Source organism: Cupriavidus sp. 01L43, from assembly GCF_056399925.1.
Genome location: NZ_JBFTSH010000003.1, coordinates 356,997 through 376,092, shown reverse-complemented (window position 1 = coordinate 376,092; position 19,096 = coordinate 356,997). Strand labels below are relative to the sequence as shown.

At 61.6% G+C, this 19,096-nt stretch carries 9 protein-coding genes; 8 read left to right on the top strand and 1 reads right to left on the bottom strand.

Annotated elements, in window-relative coordinates; genetic code table 11:
* The first annotated feature begins 62 nt into the window (after positions 1-62).
* Genes dpdE through dpdD form a run of 8 tightly spaced genes read left to right on the top strand, consistent with a single transcriptional unit; the run spans position 63 to position 18,141 of the window.
* Positions 63-3,338 carry a protein DpdE gene (gene dpdE / locus AC1DP9_RS08630; protein ID WP_477107072.1) on the top strand — a complete coding sequence of 1,092 codons (3,276 nt, stop codon included), beginning with the start codon at positions 63-65 and terminating at the stop codon, positions 3,336-3,338.
* Entirely contained in the window at positions 3,335-5,917 is a 2,583-nt protein-coding gene (gene dpdF / locus AC1DP9_RS08625) for a protein DpdF (RefSeq protein ID WP_477107071.1), read from the top strand. Before dpdE ends, dpdF begins: the two co-directional genes overlap by 4 nt.
* Entirely contained in the window at positions 5,914-6,813 is a 900-nt protein-coding gene (dpdG, locus tag AC1DP9_RS08620; RefSeq protein ID WP_477107070.1) for a protein DpdG, read from the top strand. The genes dpdF and dpdG overlap by 4 nt, the downstream gene beginning before the upstream one ends.
* Positions 6,810-9,908 (top strand): protein DpdH, encoded by a 3,099-nt coding sequence (dpdH, locus tag AC1DP9_RS08615; RefSeq protein WP_477107069.1) that lies wholly within the window; start codon positions 6,810-6,812, stop codon positions 9,906-9,908. Before dpdG ends, dpdH begins: the two co-directional genes overlap by 4 nt.
* Complete coding sequence (locus AC1DP9_RS08610; RefSeq protein ID WP_477107068.1) at positions 9,908-10,639, top strand: hypothetical protein; 732 nt, start codon at positions 9,908-9,910, stop codon at positions 10,637-10,639. Before dpdH ends, AC1DP9_RS08610 begins: the two co-directional genes overlap by 1 nt.
* A complete protein-coding gene (gene dpdJ / locus AC1DP9_RS08605) occupies positions 10,630-15,396 on the top strand; it encodes a protein DpdJ (RefSeq protein WP_477107067.1) in 4,767 nt (1,588 codons plus the stop codon). Before AC1DP9_RS08610 ends, dpdJ begins: the two co-directional genes overlap by 10 nt.
* The gene (gene dpdK, locus AC1DP9_RS08600; RefSeq protein ID WP_477107066.1) at positions 15,393-15,917 is read left to right on the top strand and encodes a phospholipase D-like domain-containing protein DpdK; all 525 of its coding nucleotides are present in this window, start codon (positions 15,393-15,395) and stop codon (positions 15,915-15,917) included. Before dpdJ ends, dpdK begins: the two co-directional genes overlap by 4 nt.
* On the top strand, positions 15,907-18,141 hold the full coding sequence (dpdD, locus tag AC1DP9_RS08595; RefSeq protein WP_477107065.1) for a protein DpdD: 2,235 nt from the start codon (positions 15,907-15,909) through the stop codon (positions 18,139-18,141). Before dpdK ends, dpdD begins: the two co-directional genes overlap by 11 nt.
* A 553-nt stretch (positions 18,142-18,694) precedes the next feature.
* Here the strand turns inward: dpdD and AC1DP9_RS08590 are convergent.
* The gene (locus tag AC1DP9_RS08590; RefSeq protein ID WP_477107064.1) at positions 18,695-19,060 is read right to left on the bottom strand and encodes a 6-pyruvoyl trahydropterin synthase family protein; all 366 of its coding nucleotides are present in this window, start codon (positions 19,058-19,060) and stop codon (positions 18,695-18,697) included.
* Positions 19,061-19,096 lie beyond the last annotated feature (36 nt).

The following is a 19,096-nucleotide window of genomic DNA, read 5'->3' as shown; positions in this document are numbered from 1 at the left end:
CTGAAGCCGAGTTCACGCAGCGCAATGAGTGATGGCTTGCGCTCCATACCGACCAAGGGTTGATGATGGCAGCCACTTCCATAGCGACTGGCGCCTTCGTACGAGTCAGTTTGCATCCACACGCTGACTTGGGAATCGGAAAGTTCGTTGGGGCAATAGAGGGGCGCGGCCGCGTTCGGTATTTCAATGCGCCAGGTGCTGAGACAGCGGCAGAGATCGAATGTCCATTGACACAGATCAAACTAGCGAGATTGCCAGCGCAGAGTCGCGTTTATCGAAGACATTCGACGGGTGGTTGGCAAGTGGGCCGAGTTCTAGAGGACGACGGCACATACCTTCTCGTGCAGTTTCCGAATGGAGAGTCGGTGAGTGTCGAAGCCGCCGACCTGCAAATCCGATGGAATCGCCCGCTCCTGGATCCCTTACCTCTGTTGATCAGCGAGGCAACTGAGACGCCATTTCTGGCGGATTCTAGGGGCGCCTTCACCCGCCACGTCATGCTGCAATACAACGCGGCGTCGGGCATCACGGCAGCGCTTTCGTCGTCCATCGAATTGGTTGACTATCAATTCGAAGTCGTCCGCCGAGTGCTGACGGACCCTGTGCAACGTTACTTGCTCGCCGACGAAGTCGGATTGGGCAAAACTATCGAAGCTGGCGTGATCATCCGCCAGTACTTTCTCGATGCGCCTGACAGCGCACACGCTATCGTAATTGCGCCGCAGGCCCTAGTGTCGCAGTGGCGTGAGGAATTGTCGGGAAGGTTCGCGCTCGCGGACTGGCTGGATGATGTACTCCACGTCGTCTGTCATGACGACCTTGATAAGTTACGCGCAGTGCTGCCCAGTGCTGGCCTTTTGGTCGTCGACGAAGCGCATCATCTCTCTCGCTTGGCCGACGAAGGGGAGAATGGGCTCTATCAGTTGTTGCAGGCCCATGCGCAGCGCATTCCCCGTTTGCTCCTCCTTTCCGCCACGCCAGTCTTGTCCGACCCTCAAGGGTTCCTGCGAGTTCTGCACCTGCTCGATCCGGTCACGTTTCCTCTCGACGATCTCGATGGATTCGAGCGCCGGATCGCGACGCGTCAAGTCGTGGCCGAAGTGGTCGCTGCACTGGTGCCCGAGAATCTCTGGAGCATGTCGGGCGAACTCGCGCGCCTGGAAGAGGCGTACGGGGACGACCTCGTGCTAATGGAAAAGATCAACGCTTTGCGCCAGGTCATCGACACGTTCCCGGACGAGCAGGACGAAGGCTACATCGCAGCGCTCACAGACTTGAAGACGCATCTCCTAGAAAGCTATCGCTTGCACCGCCGGTTGCTGCGCAATCGCCGCAAGTCCGTCGAATGGGCCACGCCAAAGCGTGCTGGCCTCAAGCGCGTGCCGTTCATCTGTGCCTCGACCGAACGATGGAGAGATCGAATCGACGAATTGCGACTTTGCCTGAGCGGTCTCGATGCACTGCCCGATTCGCTTCGCGCAGCCTTGATAGAAGCCGCGGTGAACCCCCGCCAGGTCGTGTCCATGCGCACGCTGCTGCAGCAAAACGGCGTGCACCACGATGACGCGCGAGAAATCGCGACCGTCCTCGACAGCAGCGCCAACCGCATGCGCGACGGCAATGAGCGCTTTGACGCGCTCGCCGAAGCGGTGGAACGCGTTCTCGCCACTCCCAACGCTCAGGTAGTCGTCTTTTGCTGCGAACGCGCCGACGCCGACCGTGCCGCCGAGCGTCTTCGTCGTTCGTATGGGGCGCAGGTCGTCCGTCACGAGGTACGCGTTGACTTCGAGGATGACGAAAATAGCCCGCTGCCCTGGCAACAGTTCCTGTCAGCGCCGCAAAAGGTGCGCGTCCTCGTGTGCGATGCGCGCGCGGAGGAAGGCGTCAATCTCCATGGGGGCAAGAAAGTCGCCGTCCATTTCGACATGCCGGGCTCGCCCAACCGCTGCGAGCAGCGACTGGGCCGGCTCGATCGCTTCGGCACGGGCGATCCCATCGTTTCGTATGCGTTGCAGGACGAGGCCAACCCGGACGAAGTGGCTTGGATCGATACGCTCGACACCGGATGGCGCGTCTTTAACGATTCAGTGGCAAGCCTGCAGTATCTGATCGAATCCGCATCTCAACAACTGTCGGAGGAGTGGATCGGGCGCGGGACGCCGGCGATTCGGGAACATCAGGCGTGGCTTGCTGGCGCGGACGGCCGTGTGGCGCACGAACGCAAGCAGATCGACCAGCAGGACGCGCTGGACGCACTCGCGGAGCAGGAATCGGATGCCATCGACCGACTCATAGAGCGGGACCAGGCATGGCGCGAATGGAGAACCGCCTTCAGACGCTTCGCGAGCGAGGCGCTGAAGTTTCAGTTTCGGTGGGAAGGTGTGCGTCCCACGAATGACGACGCGGACGAAGCCTTCAGGGTGGGTTACGTTCACCACGACGGGGTGCCCGTGACCCTGATTCCGATGGGCGGCTATCTCCGCACCTTTCTGCAAAGCATCGATCTGGATGCTCCAAACGGTAACTCGCGCGCGCCCTTGACGTACCGCTATGTGTTCCGACGGCAGAATGCGCTAACCCGAAGCGCACGCGCTCAGGGCGTGCGCGTGCTGCGCGTGGGCGACCCGTTGGTGAAGGCACTCGAGCAATTCTGCGAGCAGGACGACCGTGGGCGCGCGTTCGCTATGTGGCGTGTCGACCGCGAATACGAAGTGAAGGACTCGAGCGGCGCCGACCTGTATTTTCGCTTCGATTTCATCATCCGACCGGCTCCATTCGTCGTCACGACGGAAGGTCTGGACCCGGAATCGAAATCGATTCTGAATCAGGCGCTCGCCCGCAAGTCGCAAGCGCTGTTTGCACCGCTGTTCGTCCGCATCTGGGCGGACGGTACCGGCGCCTTCGTGCCGGATCCATCCAACCACATGACCGCTGCCTATCACGACAGGTGGCAGGGCAGCCGCCGAGACTACAATCTGAATCCGCGCCGATGGCGCGACCTGCCCTCCGCCGTTCAGTCGACTTGGCTGCGGAATTGGCCAACGCTATGCGCCGAAGCGCGCAAGCATGCCGAGGCAGCCGCGCTTCGTTCGGAAGCGTTCAGGCAGCATGTCCGGCACGCGCTGGATGCATTGGATCGCGAAGTCCAGTTGCGGCACGCACAGACGGAATCCCGTCTCGCCCGGCTTTCCGGCGGCGAGCGGCAGCGCGAGTTCGCCGAGCGGTCGAATGACGACACGCTCTACGCGGCGCTGCGGGGCGCGCTCGCCGAGCCCGAACTCACCCTTGATGTCGCCGGCGCCGTTTTTTTGGCCTCCGATAACCCGTTCGAGCAATGAGCCGTCTTACCTTCGGTGATGCGGAACTCCGCGAATGCCTGGCGGATTGGCCGAATGCTTCGGCGGCCCTCACCGCGCCCGGCGCAAATGACCTGCTTGAGCGATTGAGGCAAGTGCTTTCGACCTATGCCGGTGAGCATCCGCGCCAATCCCATGCCGACTTTATCGCCCTGATCAGGCAGTGGCTGCTGCTTCAGGTAAAAAACGCGGGCCCGACGTGGCTGAAGGTCGCGAAAAGGCCGGCCTGGCCGGACCGTGAAGCCTGGCAGGATGCAGGGTTCGACGTACTGACATTCGATAGCCGGCTGGAGATCCAGGCCGCGAAGCCACGGCTGCCCTGGCTCGGCGAACAAAGGGATCTCTTCGATGACGTCTACGATCGCCTTCAGGCACTCGCACCGAAGCGCGTCAGCGCAGAGCCGATCGTCACCGACCTGCTCGGCGTGGAGTCGTTCACCGGTGCGGGTCAGCGCGAGGCCATCCGCAGCCTGATTCACATGCCTGCTGACCTCACGCTCATCGCGGCCCTGCCAACCGGAAACGGCAAGTCGCTGCTCGCCCAATTGCCGCCGCTGTTATATGGCGAAGGGCATCTGACGCTGGCGATCGTGCCGACGGTTGCACTCGCCATCGACCAGGGCCGACGTATGGCCGAACTGTTCAAGCACAAGGCCTCGGATCGGGAGTACGATCAATTCGCTTACCACAGCGGCCTTACAATTGAGGAGCGGTCCGCCATCTTCCGCGCCGTGAGCAAAGGCTCGCAGCGCATCCTGTTCACCTCGCCCGAAGCGGCGACCGGCTCGCTGCGGGCGTTGCTCGAACGGTGCGCGAAAGCGGGCGGCCTCACGCATGTCTTTGTCGATGAAGCGCATCTCGTCGCGACCTGGGGCAGCGGATTTCGGCCCTCGTTCCAATTACTTCCTGCGCTGATCGCGCGCTTGCGCGCCCTGACTCCGCGCCCGATCCGCGTCGTACTCGCTTCGGCGACCCTCACGCCGCACACCGTGACCGTGCTCAAGCGGCAGTTCGGTCCTCCCGACAAAACCAGGCTGATTTCCGGCGTCTATCTTCGTCCGGAACCTCGCCATGCCGCGGCGCGTTGCGCTTGCCTCGAAGAAAAGCAGGAGCGCGTGATCGAGGCGCTGAAAGTAGCGCCGCGGCCATTCATCCTCTACGTGACGCGCCCGGACGAGGCGCGCGCGTGGCTAAGATTGCTGCGGGAAAAGGGGTTCGAGCGGATCGCGCAATTCACGGGCGTGACCCGCGCTGGCGACCGGAAAATGCTGCTCGGACGATGGGAGCGCAATGAGCTCGACGGCATGATCGCTACCTCGGCCTTCGGGTTGGGCATCGACAAAGGCGATGTGCGCACGATCGTCCACGCAATCTTTCCGGAATCACTCGACCGCTTCTATCAGGAAGTGGGACGCAGCGGCCGCGATGGAATCGCTTCGGCAAGCCTTCTGCTTTATACGGCCGATGACGTGAAACAGGCGCTTGGTCTTGCGACCGCACGTCATATCGGCAACGAACTCGGGTTCCAGCGCTGGACCGCGATGATCGATCATTCGATCGCTGGCGACTCGGAGCACGGCGACATCTGGATCGACCTCAATCGGTTGAGGCCAGACCTCGCTTCCCGCGGCAAGTCCAATCTGAAGTGGAATCTACGCACGCTCAACCTGATGGCTTGCGCCGGTCTTATCGAACTCACAGCGTTGAGCGCCAGCCGGCCGGATGCATCGAATACATCTGGTGCATCGAGTCGCGACCTGGATGAATCTGATACGGCGATTCGCTATGCCGCCGTCCGTCTTTCGAACGCAGATCACCGCACGAGGAGCGTCTTCGAACTGAGCCTACATAATGCCAGGAGCGAGTCAGCGCGCGCCGCGCAGATGGCCACCAGACTCATGGAGTCGATCGCGTGCAACGAGCGTCCCGTCGAAGATGCGCTGCGCGAACTCTATCAATTGACCATGCCCGTCGCCTATGCGCCGGTTCGGGCGTATTGCGGCGGCTGCCGCAGTCATTGGGCGGAACGATCGAAGGAGCCGGTGGCGCCTGCGCCCTTCGTCGATCGACTAGATCAATTCGACCCTCGTCCCGACTTCGCCGATGCGTTGTGCGCTTTCCCGCGCCTGCTCTCGAATCTAACGTTCGTGGTCGTGGATGATGTGGAGCGGCTGCTGCATCAAACCGCACCGGGTCTTCTCGACGCACTGATCAGCCGCTTGCGCCCTCACACGGTCGTGATGATGCGCGAGACGCCGTCGGGGCTGATGAGCATGATGCGCCAGCGGCTCAGGCGGCTGCATGCAGATGCCTTCATCGATACGTTCGATGCGGCCGCTTCCGACATGCCGACCGGCGGCAGGGACGAAGTAAGATTAATTGTTTTGTCCTCCGAAGTAATTTCACCCTCACTGAACTTGTCGCTTAGAAGTTCGCCCAGCGCAATGACCGTAATGATCGTTAAGAGAGATATCCGCGATCCTGAACGGCCTGATCGCACGTGGCCGAGCGTGCTGCCGCACATCGACGAAGAAACCGCTATTCAGGCATTGAGCGCATGAGTCTGCTAAACATTACCAACGATGGTTTGCCCAACGTACTCGTCAAATTGCATGCCACGGTGCTGCGCGCAAGGAAGCCGATACTGAAAGATGAACTGCTCGACACGGTGGCGCCGCTCTCCATGGCCGGCGACGATGGCGACAAGGCGCGGCAAACACTGAACCGCTGGACGCAGCTCGGGCTGTTTCGCGACGTGGACGGTACGATCGACGTGGCCGAGCGGCCCGAAGACCGCTTGCGCAACACGCAGCAGGAGCTGCTCGCCTTTACACGCCGCATTGCATGCGCACGTGTTCTTGCACCCGAGAACAATCCGGACTTCTGGGCCACTCATGGCGCGTTAGCCGCCGACCTCACGCGAGGTCTCGCCTGGCTGTTGGCCCAGAACGTCTATCGCACGGGTTTCGATGTGATCGAAGAGCAAGAATCGCAACAGATCGCCGACCCAGATCGATGGCTTCTGCGTAACGGTACACGGCGCGCCGGCCTGCAGTACTGGTCGCGCTTCCTCGGCTTCAGCCAGCAGCCCTATGCGGACATCGATCCGACCGTCGCCGTGCGCGATGTCTTGCCCCGGATTCTGGACGAAGGCGAAGACATCGCCGCTGCGCAATTCGTCGACCGGCTCGCGGGCGTCTTGCCTGTCGTGGACGAGGGCATGTGGCAAAAAGAAGTACTGGCGGCAGTCGATACGAATGTGCTTGGTCGTTTGCGGCAAGGGCAGCTCTCCACTGCGCTATCGAGGGCGCTGCTCAATCTTAGGCAGTCGGGGGACATCTTGCTACAGCCCAGATCGGATCTGGGAAGCTCGATCACATTGACCGGCGCAAGCGGCGCCCGAAACGATCTCACTTTCCATTGGATTGCCAGACCGAGGACAGGAGCGGCGCGATGAACCCATTGACCGAATACTGGCCCGGCCCCGAGCAGGCCCAGGCGTGCATGCGGACCGAAGCGGAAACCGTCGACCAGGCGCTGCTCCTCGCGGTCCATCAGCCGATCACGCTCATGCGGCGCAACGCCGAATCAAAAGCCGAGGACGCGGCGACCGAGAACGACCTGCTCAACGCGCTCATGCGACCGATCAACGACGGCAGCTCGGTGGTCATCGCCATCACCGGGGCGTCTGGGGTCGGCAAATCGCACATGGTACGCTGGCTTGGCGCGCAGCTAGACCGCCATCAGCAGCGTGGCAAGATGGTTGTCGTGTCCATCCCCAAGACGGCCAGTCTTCGGCGCGTCGTCGAGCTCATCCTCGAGCCGCTCAGCGGCAATCAATATCACGCGTTGACGCAGGATCTCGGGCGCGCCGTGGAAGCGCTGGATCCGCCGAAGGCAGCCGAGTTGCTCGCCACCGCACTGGCCGAGGAACTCGAGCCCTATGCGCAGCGATTGATGGAGGAAGGCCGCGCGAAGCGCAATTTTCAGGACGGGCCTCGCATCACAATTGCTCGCCAATTGCGCAATCTCATTCGGGACCCCGACATTCGGGATCGTTGGTTCAAGAATGTGCTGCTGCGGATCGTCAAATCGAGTATCGGAGGAACGGCCGATCCGGCGCAACGGCAATTCCAGCCGTCCGACTTCGAAGCGCCGGAGGAGGCCATGGCCGGCGCGGAATTCAAAGACGTCGTCCACCGCGCGCTGGCCTATCTGGCGAGCGCGAATGGAAGCAACCGGACAACCGCGGCTGAGGTGCTCCAGGAGGTGCTGGATCCGGCCTTGCGGACCATCTTCCGCTTCACCGAGGCGTTGAATCAGCGCACCATCCAGGAAGTCGTCAACGACATCCGCAAGCAATTGCTCAAGGACGGCAAGGAACTGATCCTGCTGATCGAGGATCTCGCCGCGCTCTCCGGCATTCAGCAGCCCTTACTCGACATCATGATTGCCGAGAGTGATGAGAAGGGCGAGCGCGTGCGTGCGCCAATCCGCACCGCCGTGGCGGTCACCGACGGCTTTCTCGGCGACCGGCAGACGGTGCTTACACGCGCGAAAGTGGAATGGGTGGTGCCCAGCGAAGGTATCGACGAGGAGACCGTGGTGCGGCTGCTCATCGAACTCACGGGCCGCTACCTGAATGCGGCGCGCTGGGGTATTGATCATCTGAAGACAGAGTTCCAGGCCGCGGAGCGCGATCTCGACGATCTCTATGCATGGGTGCCCAAGTTCGAAACCGTGGTCGATGCGACGTCCTCCGAACAGCTCGAAGCGTTCGGACGCAGTTGGGCGGGCTATAGCCTGTTTCCGTTCAATGCGGCAGCCATTCGATCTCTCGCGACCTCCGTTCTCAGGATCGACAACCGCTGGAAGTTCAATCCGCGTGCATTTATCAACGAAGTCCTGAACAAGACGCTGAGCCACCGTTCCCTGTTCGACAAAGGCGCGTTCCCGCCGGCGAATCTCCGCAGTCCGAGAGTCCAGTCCGATGTGAGCCTGTCGCTACAGCATCGCGGCTTCTCGCTGGAGCAACGCGGCCGCCTCGAATCGATGCTGTTCCACTGGGCGGGCAATCCCCGGACGCTCGCCGGGCCTGCTCAGGTCTCCGCCGATTTGTTCAAGGCCTTTTCTGTGTCCTGGCCGTTCGACGGTGAAGGCCAAAAGCCGGGCAAGGTCGATTTGTCCACGGAAACGAAAGCGCCGACGAAGACCGCCGTCGGGGCCGGCCAGACCGGTTCCGACGTCGATACAACGACCGCCAACGGTCAAACCACGACCGACAAAGCCGAGCCCGCCTCTGCGTATGCGGAGGCGCTGGAAGCGTGGGATCCTAACGTCCGCCTGCCCCAGGATGTCTCGCGAAGAACTCGCACGCTTCTGGCCAATGCGCTGAATCAGCGAATCGATGTCGACGATTGGTGCCTGCACGGCCAAAAGGTCGAGGGCGCCTGGTTTTGGTTGCCGCCGGCAAGCAACATCAGCAACCCGTCGTCCGGGCCGATAATCCAGCTCGCGCAGCCGGATGCCGCGATTCTCCCTCATGTCATCGCGGGACTGAAGGCGCTGGACCGCTGGGACATCAAAGACGGATCGTGGGATTATCCGGGCGCAGAAAACGACTATGCTGCGGCCAATATGTTGCTTGAGGAACTCGAGCGCAAGGTGCTGGACCTGATGCTCAATGAGGCGGTCCGCGACGCTGGAATCGCAATGCTCGCGTTGCATCGGCAAGATTTGCTGCTGGGCATCACGACGCGTCCAGAGAACCCGAGCCTGAAAGACCTTTTTTCCGCCGCACCGGCGGAACCGGGCGTGAAGGAAGAGTCACTGGACGCCGTGGCGCGCCGGGCACTTGAGCGACGCCGAAGCGCAACCTGCGGGCGGATCCAATTGCAAGAGCGCCTGAAGAAGTACCTCGCTGCGTACCAGGGCAATTCCGGCACCACGATACTGGCCATCGACACCGAACGAATTCGCCTGGCCATGAAACAGGAAATCGAGGGCAAGTGGGTGTTTGCATTGAAGGGCCGCGGACTCAAGGACAGCGAGGATGTGCTCGACGCCTTGGACCGCCTTTCGCCGCGCTCCATCAACGGATTGCTGAGCGACCTCGAGGCGGCTGTCAATCGCTATTTGCCAGAAACTGCGGGCGCGTTCGACGAAGACCACGCCCGCGTGGCGTGGCGAGAAGAAATGAAAAACGTCGTCAACTATGCTAGTCGCCTGTCCAACTGGCCGTCCGGCAATTTCACCGCGGCGGCGGTGCACGCGGCCATCGAGCGGCTTTCGGCCGATGGCATTGACACGACAATCCAGCGTCTGCGCAAGATGCGCTCGGCTGAAGAAGCCCAGGATACGCATGGGCGGTTGGCGGCACTGACCGCTGTTCCGCTGCCGCGACTCATCGCCATTCACGAAGACGTGAGCCTGTTGCGCAGCTTCCTGGCTGCTCTAGGCAAGAGCATCGATCAACAGACCAGTTCAATCGACGACCTGGCGGCCATCCGGGCGCATGACGCATTGATGGATGCCCTGGCGTGGGAGGAATAATGCCAACATTGCTTGAAGAAGCCCGGAAAGCACTAGCAGGCCTGGACAAGGCTCGACAAGCGAATCAATTGCGCCACCAGTTGTCGGCCATTCAAAGCCGTGCTTCCCAATGGAGCGAGCGCAAACAGAAACGTGCCCAGTTGCTGACGAAGTCGGGATATCTGTCGCTGCCGCAAGCGGTATTGGTCGAACTTCAGAAGGCCAACGAGGCAACCCGCGCCCATTGCGAAGAAGCGCGTGAGCGCCTGGCCGAAGGGAGCTTCGAATCGCTGTCTGAAAACGAACTTTGGCGACGTCTGCTCAACCAGGCGGACAAGGCCAACGCACTCTGCAGTGACGCCATTCGCACGAACTGGCTCGCGCTGATCCAGGACCTCGGCACAGTGGAAACGTCGTCGGCACTCACGGCGCGCGAGCCCGTGACGCCGAGCAATCAGAAAGCCCTCGCCCGCTACCGCGAGCTCTTCAGTCAATACGCGGCGCTCAAGAACGCCGACATGCCGCCCAACGCGCAGTCGGCGGAGTCGCTGCGCGTCTGCGTCGAAGAACTGCGAGAGATTCTTTCCACGCTGACGCCCACGCCCGACTCGGTGAAGCAGTTCTTCAAAGCCGTCGAATCGGGCGGCGCGGCGCTGGAATATCTGACCGACGAAGTGCTGAACTGGCTGAAGAAGCATGATGACGCGACGAGATTCGTCATCAAGACACGGGCGGTGGCGACATGGCGTTGACGCCCGATCTCGCTCTGGCCGAGCGGGCGCTGGACGAACTGGAGCAGATCGAGGCGCGCGCTCTCGTCTGGGGTCTGGTCGACAACGCGCTTAGCACCGAGGAAGTTCGTGCAGCGCTCGACCGGGTCCTCGACGACGAGCGCAACGCAACATTGCGCAACGACGTGGCCTGCAACATCGCCAGCGCGCGCGACTTGCGCGACCAACTCGTGAGTCTGGGCATGCTTTTCGACGTGCCAGGACCGAACAACGACGACACACACTGGCGCACCCGCATGGCCGAAGGCGTGCGCCTGATCGCGCGGCTCCGTCAACTGTTCCCAAAACACGCAGGCAGCACGCAGTGGGCGTCGGCACCCACCCTGGTCGCGGACTACCGTTTCCTTCGGCGTGCTCGGCGATACCCCAAACGCGATCAAAGCCGGCAAGCTGTGATGGACGCCATCGGCGACGCTGTGAAGGATCCCGCTCTCGTGTCAGCGGTCGGGCACTGGATGGAGCAGTTGCCCTCGAACACGAGCTTGTCGCGCTTTCAGGTCGACGCCACCGCGCGGATTCTCGGCGGACTCACCAGCCTCACGTTGACGGGCACCCTAGTCTCCGCCGGAACGGGCAGCGGCAAAACGCTCGCCTTCTATCTGCCCGCGCTCGCGTGGCTCGCACAGCGGCGCGTTGCGTCACCGAAAAGCCAGTCGGTGCGTGTGCTGGCGCTTTATCCACGCAATGAACTGCTCAAGGATCAGCTGGCAGAGGTCTATGACCAATGCCGCAAGTTCGATGATTGGATCGCGAGCCAGGGCGGCTCCGGGCTTCGCGTCGGTGTGCTTTATGGCGAGACACCCGACACATGGAGCGACGCATTTAAACGGTCGGGGTGGCGATCCAACGCGAAAGAATCCATCTGTCCGTTCTTCAGTTGCCCAGTGCCTGGTTGCGGTGGGGAAATGGCTGTGCTCAGCGAGGACAAGAATCTGCTGCCGACCGAGCGCCTCGTTTGCAAGAAGTGCAGCCACAGCGTTCAGTCCGATCGGCTGATGTTCACGCGCCAAGCCATGGAGAAGGAGCCGCCCGACATTCTATTCACGTCGGTAGAGATGCTAAATCGCCATCTCTCCAATCCGAAGTTGCGGCATCTCTTCGGTGTCGGCCCGAACGCCACCGAGGTGCCCGGCCTCGTCCTCATGGATGAGGTGCATCTGTATTCCGGCACTTACGGCGCCCAGGTTGCTTACCTGATGCGCAGATGGTGGTGCGCGAGCGGAAGGCGTTCGAGCTTTGTCGGTCTGTCGGCGACGATTGCTGAAGGGCGGCGCTTCTTCGCGAGTCTGACGGGGCTGAGCGAGGTGATCGTTCAGGAGATTAAGCCTCAGGAAAGCGACCTCACCGACGAAGGCGCGGAATACTTGCTCGCCTTACGCGGCGACCCGGTTTCCCAGGCAGCGCTCCTGTCGACGACCATCCAGACCTTGATGCTTGCCACACGCCTGCTCGACCTGCGCGAGCGCTTCGACAAGAACCGCAACCCGTTCTTCGGCTGGCGTGCCTTCGCCTTCACCGACCAACTGGACGCCGCGAATCGCCTGTTCAGGAATCTTCTGGATGCCGAAGGCAGAAACGTCAAGGGCTATCCGAATATGCTGCGCTATCCCAACGGCGGTCTCGCCCGCCTGCGTCATCGCGTGGATCCAGCGGGACGCAGATACGAGGCAGGCCAGGACTGGCGCGTGCCAGAGAACATCGGACACAATCTGACCACGCGGCTCGAAGTCACCCGCACGACCGCCCATGATTCCGGAGTAAGTTCGTGCAGCGAGGTCGTCGTGGCGACCGCCGCGCTGGAGGTCGGTTTCGACGATCCAGCGGTCGGCGTGGTTGTGCAGCACAAGGCGCCACGGGATATCGCCTCGTTCCTTCAGCGCAAGGGACGGGCGGGACGCACCCGTCACATGCGGCCTTGGACGATGGTTGTCCTTACAGACTATGGGCGTGACCGGCTCGCATATCAGGCGTACGACCAACTCTTCGACCCCGAACTGCCGCCGCGGCAATTGCCGCTGGCGAACCGCTACGTGCAGCGCATGCAATCGGTCTATGCGTTGCTGGACGAACTCGGCGATATGACGCATGGAGACCGCCTCGAAATCCAAGTGTGGCGGGACCTAAAAGGCCCCTGCAATACCTCACGGCTCCAGTATTGGGGCGAGAACAATCGGCGCGAACTTAGAAGACTCGTCGGAAAGGTACCCATCGAAGAACTTTCTTCGGCGTGGCATCAATTGCGAAGCGAAGCCTTGCGGCTCGCGCCACAGGACCGGGGTCAATCGATTAAATGGTCGGGCGCCAACTGGCTGCAGACCCGCTTGGGCCAGCGGCGCCTTCATGCATGGCTGAAGCCCTTCGTCACCAAACCGGAGGCGGCCGAACGGCTGGCTCTTTCTCTGCGCAATCGGCTCGCGATTTCCCGCGAGGACATGGACGTGCTGTTGTGGGAGCAACCGCGCCCGCTTCTGCTCGGCGCCGTTCCCACCGCCATGCGGCGTCTGGCAACGGAATGGCGTGGGAGAGATCCGGCGCACCCGGATTATCGGGCCGAGCATCCGCTGCCGGATTACGTTCCGGCCAACCTTTTCGACGACTTGAGCCTGCCCGAGATGCGTCTGGCTTTGCCCGGCGACGACGGGGAAGACCACTTTCTTCCGGTTCAGCAAGGCCTGGGCGAATTCGCGCCCGGCAAGGTCTCGCGGCGCTTCGACGATGCGCTTTGGCTCGGCGTATCCGCGGAAACGCTCAATGCTTATCTTGGCATGAACCAGGCGATTCTGGATCAGGACGCGGATATTGACGAGTGGTACGAAACGGACCGCGAGCGCCCGTTTCATCGGCTCGAACGCGGCCAGGTGGTGACGTATCGCGCCTTTCGGCCGAGCACGGCCATTCTGCAAGCAGCGCCACGACGACAGCCTGGATTGCCCGGGCTGAACGACACCTCCAACGCTCAACTGAAATGGAGTTCGCATCTGGAAGCGCCTCGCGAGGGGACGGAGTATCTGCCGGCATCGCATGTTGGCGTGAGCCGGCTGATCAAGGCGATCATCGCCCACACCCACGCGAGACAATCCGCCGCCGTGGTGCGGCGCTATGCGATCGCCTCGCGTGCGGACATGCGCATGCAAGTCGGCAATGAATCGCATCGGCTCACGGTCAACTGGCGTTTCGTGCAAGAAGAGCAGCCTTGTGGCATTGGATTCGAGATCGACGCAGACGCGCTGGTGATCGTCCTGAATCTTCCGCCCAATTTGTACAAGTGCGTCGACTGGTCGGATGAAGCGCGTGCCCGCGCGGCGCGCGCCGCACGCTACAACTGGGAAGCGCAGCACTGCCCGAGCTTCGTCGCAGCGGTGTCCAATCCGTTCCTTCGCGGATGGATCGCGCAGATCTTCCAGATCGGGGCGATCCTCATGGCCAGAAACGCGAACGTCTCCCTGACGGAAGCTTTGGACGAGTTGGCTGAAGGCGCGCGCATGGACGTTCTGGGCGGCGTGCTCTCGACGGTCTTTCAGTTGCCAGAAACCGAAGCCGGCGAGGACGGGCCGGACCGGCTTCGGCAGGCGCTCGAACAAGCGCTGCATGCGAAAGAGGTGCGTCACGCGGTGCGCGACGCAGCCCGGGTGCTCGTCGCGACGATTGACGAAGAGTGGGAGGACTGGCTGTCGCAAACCGTTCGCGCAACCTTGGGCGCAGCTTGCCTGGAGGCCATTCAGCAAGCCTGTCCGCAGGTCGACCCCGAAGGGTTGATAGTGGACATCGATCCCGGCATCCGACTGGATGGAACCCCGCCGGACCGTGCCGAAATCTGGATTTCCGAGACCAGTCCGGGCGGCAACGGCATGATCGAACAGGTCGCCGATCTGCTCGCCTCGCGTTCGGACGACTTTTACAAGCACGTCGAAGCCGCACTGGGAGCGAACGATTTTGAGTGGACGAATGCGCAACTGAAACAACTGGTCGCCTGGATCGGCGGTGATTCCCGCGACGAGGAGTTGGTCGAAGCGGTCATGCGGGTTCGCAATTCGAGCAGCCCGACCACCGCACAGGCGGAGTTCGCCAAACTGCGCGCGGAGTTGGTCCGGCGCGGCCATGCGGTGTTTCATGGCTACGCCGTGGCCGTGAGCCTTCGCATTCTGCGGCCTAATAGTCCCGAAGAAGTCGACAGACTGATCGCGGAGATTCACGGCCATTGGCAAATGCTCGAGACCACGCACGGCATCGAGATCGATGTTCGGGTGATGTGCGCCGTCTTCAGCGGCGACACCCGCCTCGACGCCGCGTTCTCGAGCCTCGGCCTGAACCTGCCGACAAGCGACCGCGAAAGCTGGCGGTTCGGCGTGCTGATGGGTCTGCTTTGGCCGCAAGGGCATGCGTTGCGCGCCGTCGGCCTGCCTCTGTCGAACCGCTTCGTGCCGGCCCTCGCCACCGAGCGTCTGCTGCTCGAACAGTGGCTGACGCAACACCCGACACCGATCGACCCGACACAGTCGGGATGGGAGGAGCTCGCGCGAGATCAGCTCACCACGCGGTTCGAGACGGTGTTTGCCGTGGCGGCCTCGCAGGCGGGGGAAATCATCCCGTCGCTCGTGCGCGCACTGACCGTCGAGCCTATCCATTTCGATTATCTGAACGTATTTGCAACGCTGTCGTCGGTCAAGCGGCGCAACGACATGATCGAGCTGCACTTCTCGATTCCGGAATCCGCATGAGTATGTCCCGAAGCATATTTAAATCGGCCACCTCGGCCCCGGAAGCGGCGCGTCAGGCGCTTGCGGCCGTCTTCGCGCAGGAGTTGCTTGCGCCGAGCAAGACTGTTCATCTGCTCGCGCCGTGGATCAGCAACATCGTCATCTTCGACAACGGCGTAGGCGGCTTTGACGGCCTCAACCCAGAATGGAGCCGGCGCGAGATTCGTCTGATCGATGTGCTGCTGACCATCGCGGCCAACGACACGCAACTCGTCATCCGCGTGCGTCCAGACAGCCACAACAAGCCATTCGAGAAGCGCCTATTCAGCGCGCTCGCTGACTCCGGATTGCTGGAAAAATGCGACTGGAAAGAGAGTGGGACACTGCATACCAAAAGCCTGTTGACGGATCATGTGCTGATTGCCGGATCGATGAACTTCACGGAGCGTGGCATTTCACTCAACGAGGAAGTCGTTACCTTGGACTTCGATCCCCGGCATATCGCTCAGGCCAAGATAGAGTTCAACAATCATGGCTTCTGATCTGCAGTCGGAGCACGCCGAAGCGGCCGCCGCGTGTCTCGCGGCTTTCTTCGTGGCACCCAATGTGTTCGCCGCTCCCACCGAGCGGCCGGGGCGCGATCGACAAGCGTCGAATGCTGAGCCGATTCCACAGCAACTGAAGGCTGCCATCCAACGCACCCTGAACGGAGCTGTCGACTTTCCCGTGCTCTTGCCGTTCAAGAGTGCGCAGGATGGCTTGACGACTTGGTACGCGTGCGTGCGGGACAAACTTGGACAGCGCGTCGTGCGGGCCGACCTGCTCGCCTTCATCGGCCCGAGCTATGCCGATTTTGATTCGACGACCGTCGACCCGACCGCCGCCGATGCGATACTCGAGCGACATCAGTTCCACGCCGTGCGGTTCCGCGCCACCCATCTGAACTTCGAGAAGAACATCATCGAGCAATGGGAGGCTTACTGGTCGCTGTTGCAACTCCGACCGTTGCGCCGCACGCTTGTGCACCGCACCTTCAACCAGTGGCGCGCGGCTCTCGACTGGGCGCTTCTGGCGAAGAACGAGAGCGAAGCGAGGGCAGCGGTCGCGGCGCTGCGCGAACAGCACGGTCTGAGCGCCGAGAACCGGGCCTTTCTGGACATCCGAATTGCCGCGGCTTTTGGGCGCTGGGAAGAGATACTCGAGCACCCCAACTTTCCGTATGTGCTCAAGTTGCGCTTGCCGCCGGAGACCTTTGGCGACATCTGGGAAGCGCTCTATGAAAGGTACCTTCGTCCGGTCGAGCAGACGGGCGATGCGCAGCGCCTGATAGCGGCATTCGAGGCGGACGTTCGTCCGGCCTCAGGACATTTGCTCCGCTCGCTCGGCCGCTCGCGTCGGCCCGCCGCGCTCAAGTCGTTCCTGCTCCACGAACTGTCGCAAGAGCGGCCTGCGGCGGACTTGTGCGCGCAGTGGCTCGCCGATCTCGGCGATGACGCCTTCGGCCCGGCCACTGCCGCCGTCGCCAGTTTCGTTCAGGCGTCGGCTCCGAAGCGTGGCTTCGAAGCTGCTCGGGAAGAGATGGAGTTTGAGCGGTACGAACAAGCTTATGAACTCCTATGGGTGCTCCCCGACACCACGGAAGTCCTGGAAGCCCTGCTCCGCTGCGCCAAGGAAATCGACGACCCGTTGCGCGCGGACAAAACCGTGCTTCGTGCGAAATCCAGTCCGGACGCGCTATTGAGCAGCGTGCAACAGAGACGCGCGCGCCTCTACGCCGATGTCACTCAGCTCGCCGCTACAAGGCCGCCGGAGAATCTCGAGGCGCAACTGCGCGTCGAACCTGAAGGCGACCTGGCTGTCGGAAGCATAGTGGCACACTGGCGCGAGCTGGCGAACACCGATGCCGCCACGCAGATAGACGACGCCATGGCGCAACGCCTCGTTCAAACCATGGAGGACGAGGCGCTAAGCAACTCGAGCACCTTCGATGCACTGTTGCCCATATGGTTCGATTGGCTCGTCGAAAGAACGCAGCCGCTCGCGCGCTTCATTCCGCTCTACCGCAGCCTGATCGAAACGATGCAGGTGCGCGACCGCTTCGGGGAAAGCGAACTGGAACTCATCAAGCAGGCGGCGCTTCATCTCGTGACGGCCGGTCCCACCCCCGAGCAATACACGCAACTGATGCAGCGTCTCTTCGAGATTTTTACGCTGGTGCGTTCTCCGTACGTGATGCGATGGGCGCTGGATCTGGCCGACGGGCTGGTCATCGCGCCGACGCGCAGCGAGGAAGAGCGCAATCAGCTGATCGTTGCCGTCCTGAGCGCCGGAAGCGAGTACTCAGCGCGCCTCGCCGACGCGCAGAAAGCGTTGTTGCTACTGCTTGCCGGGGAGACTTCGATTACCTTCAAGCTGGAAACGCAGGAGGTTGAGAAGTTCGATGAACGGGATTCCTTCGCCACGGATGCCCGCGTCATGATATACAGCCTCGACAGTCAGGCGACGCATAGAGCGATGGGTGTACTGAAGACCCTGAGTCCGACTTTGAAGGTCACGGCGAACAGCGATACGGAGTGCACGCCCAGGCTACGTCAACTCACGCGCCACGCCGACTACGTGTTCTTCGTTTCGAGCGTGGCCACCCATCAGGCATTTTTCTGCATCAAGAGTTCGCTGCGGGACCCGAACGCGCTGTGTCAGGTTCAGGGCAGCGGCACGACGAGAATTGTCGAGAGTGTGATCAGGCAGATACAAGCCAGCAAGTAGGGGCGGGCCGTGTTTGGATTCATCGGTCGCTGCGCCTTGATCTGCCGACACCACCGCGCCCTCAATCCACCGCCAACGCCCGGTACAAGTCCCACAGTTGCTGCTCGCGGGCCGTTCCACCTGAACTTTGGGGGTATTCGGCAACGCGCTGACAGCCATAGAATCCAATGTACAAGTCAATCGCACATGGTACGACGCGCTCGGGATAGCTGATGCGCCGATCGCGCCGATGAAAAATCTAAGCCGAGAATCCGCGCGCGGCAAGGCTGCCCTGCGAACCATCGCTTGCGACATCGACGTGCAGTGATTTGTTCGTAGTCGCCTGGGCGGCTGCCAAGCATGCGGCGACCGACTACATTTCGCTCATCGCGGTATGCGGCCGATCGTGTACGCCGACGGGAATGGTGTCAGCAGTCTACTGCGGGCCATTGAGGGGCAATCATGACAACACTGAACACGATCTTCTCGGCCCACTCGATAAAAACACTATTCTTCTGAAATCTATGCATCTATGCATCTATGCATCTATGCGACGTCTCGGGGCGGTTGGCCTTTATTCCATATGCAGCGTGCAGGAATCGCCGCTCGCAGGGCGTTTGACACAGACTCGAATAACATTTGGCAGTGACCGAGATAACCGCTTGCCAATGAAAGCACATAGGTTTTCGAGCGTAGCAGGCCCGAGTTCAGCGATCTCGTCCAAGAAACGATGGTCGAGAGCATCACGTACCCGATCGATCTCTCGCCGAAGTATCGCGAGGTCCACAACCATCCCTGACTCCAGTGCAGGAGAGCCACTAAGTGTCACTTCCGCATGATAGGTATGTCCATGTATGCGACGGCTCCCTTCGGCATCGATCGTGCGATGCAAAGTATGTGCTGCCTCAAAGTAAAATTTCTGGCTAACCTCGTATCTCATTGGAGTTAATGTAATTAGGATCTATGGCCGCGTCGT

Excerpts from the sequence above, each read along its gene's own strand:
- dpdE (WP_477107072.1), top strand. The coding sequence starts at position 63 with ATGATGGCAGCCACTTCCATAGCGACTGGCGCCTTCGTACGAGTCAGT.
- dpdF (WP_477107071.1), top strand. The coding sequence starts at position 3,335 with ATGAGCCGTCTTACCTTCGGTGATGCGGAACTCCGCGAATGCCTGGCG.
- dpdG (WP_477107070.1), top strand. The coding sequence starts at position 5,914 with ATGAGTCTGCTAAACATTACCAACGATGGTTTGCCCAACGTACTCGTC.
- dpdH (WP_477107069.1), top strand. The coding sequence starts at position 6,810 with ATGAACCCATTGACCGAATACTGGCCCGGCCCCGAGCAGGCCCAGGCG.
- AC1DP9_RS08610 (WP_477107068.1), top strand. The coding sequence starts at position 9,908 with ATGCCAACATTGCTTGAAGAAGCCCGGAAAGCACTAGCAGGCCTGGAC.
- dpdJ (WP_477107067.1), top strand. The coding sequence starts at position 10,630 with ATGGCGTTGACGCCCGATCTCGCTCTGGCCGAGCGGGCGCTGGACGAA.
- dpdK (WP_477107066.1), top strand. The coding sequence starts at position 15,393 with ATGAGTATGTCCCGAAGCATATTTAAATCGGCCACCTCGGCCCCGGAA.
- dpdD (WP_477107065.1), top strand. The coding sequence starts at position 15,907 with ATGGCTTCTGATCTGCAGTCGGAGCACGCCGAAGCGGCCGCCGCGTGT.
- AC1DP9_RS08590 (WP_477107064.1), bottom strand. The coding sequence starts at position 19,060 with ATGAGATACGAGGTTAGCCAGAAATTTTACTTTGAGGCAGCACATACT.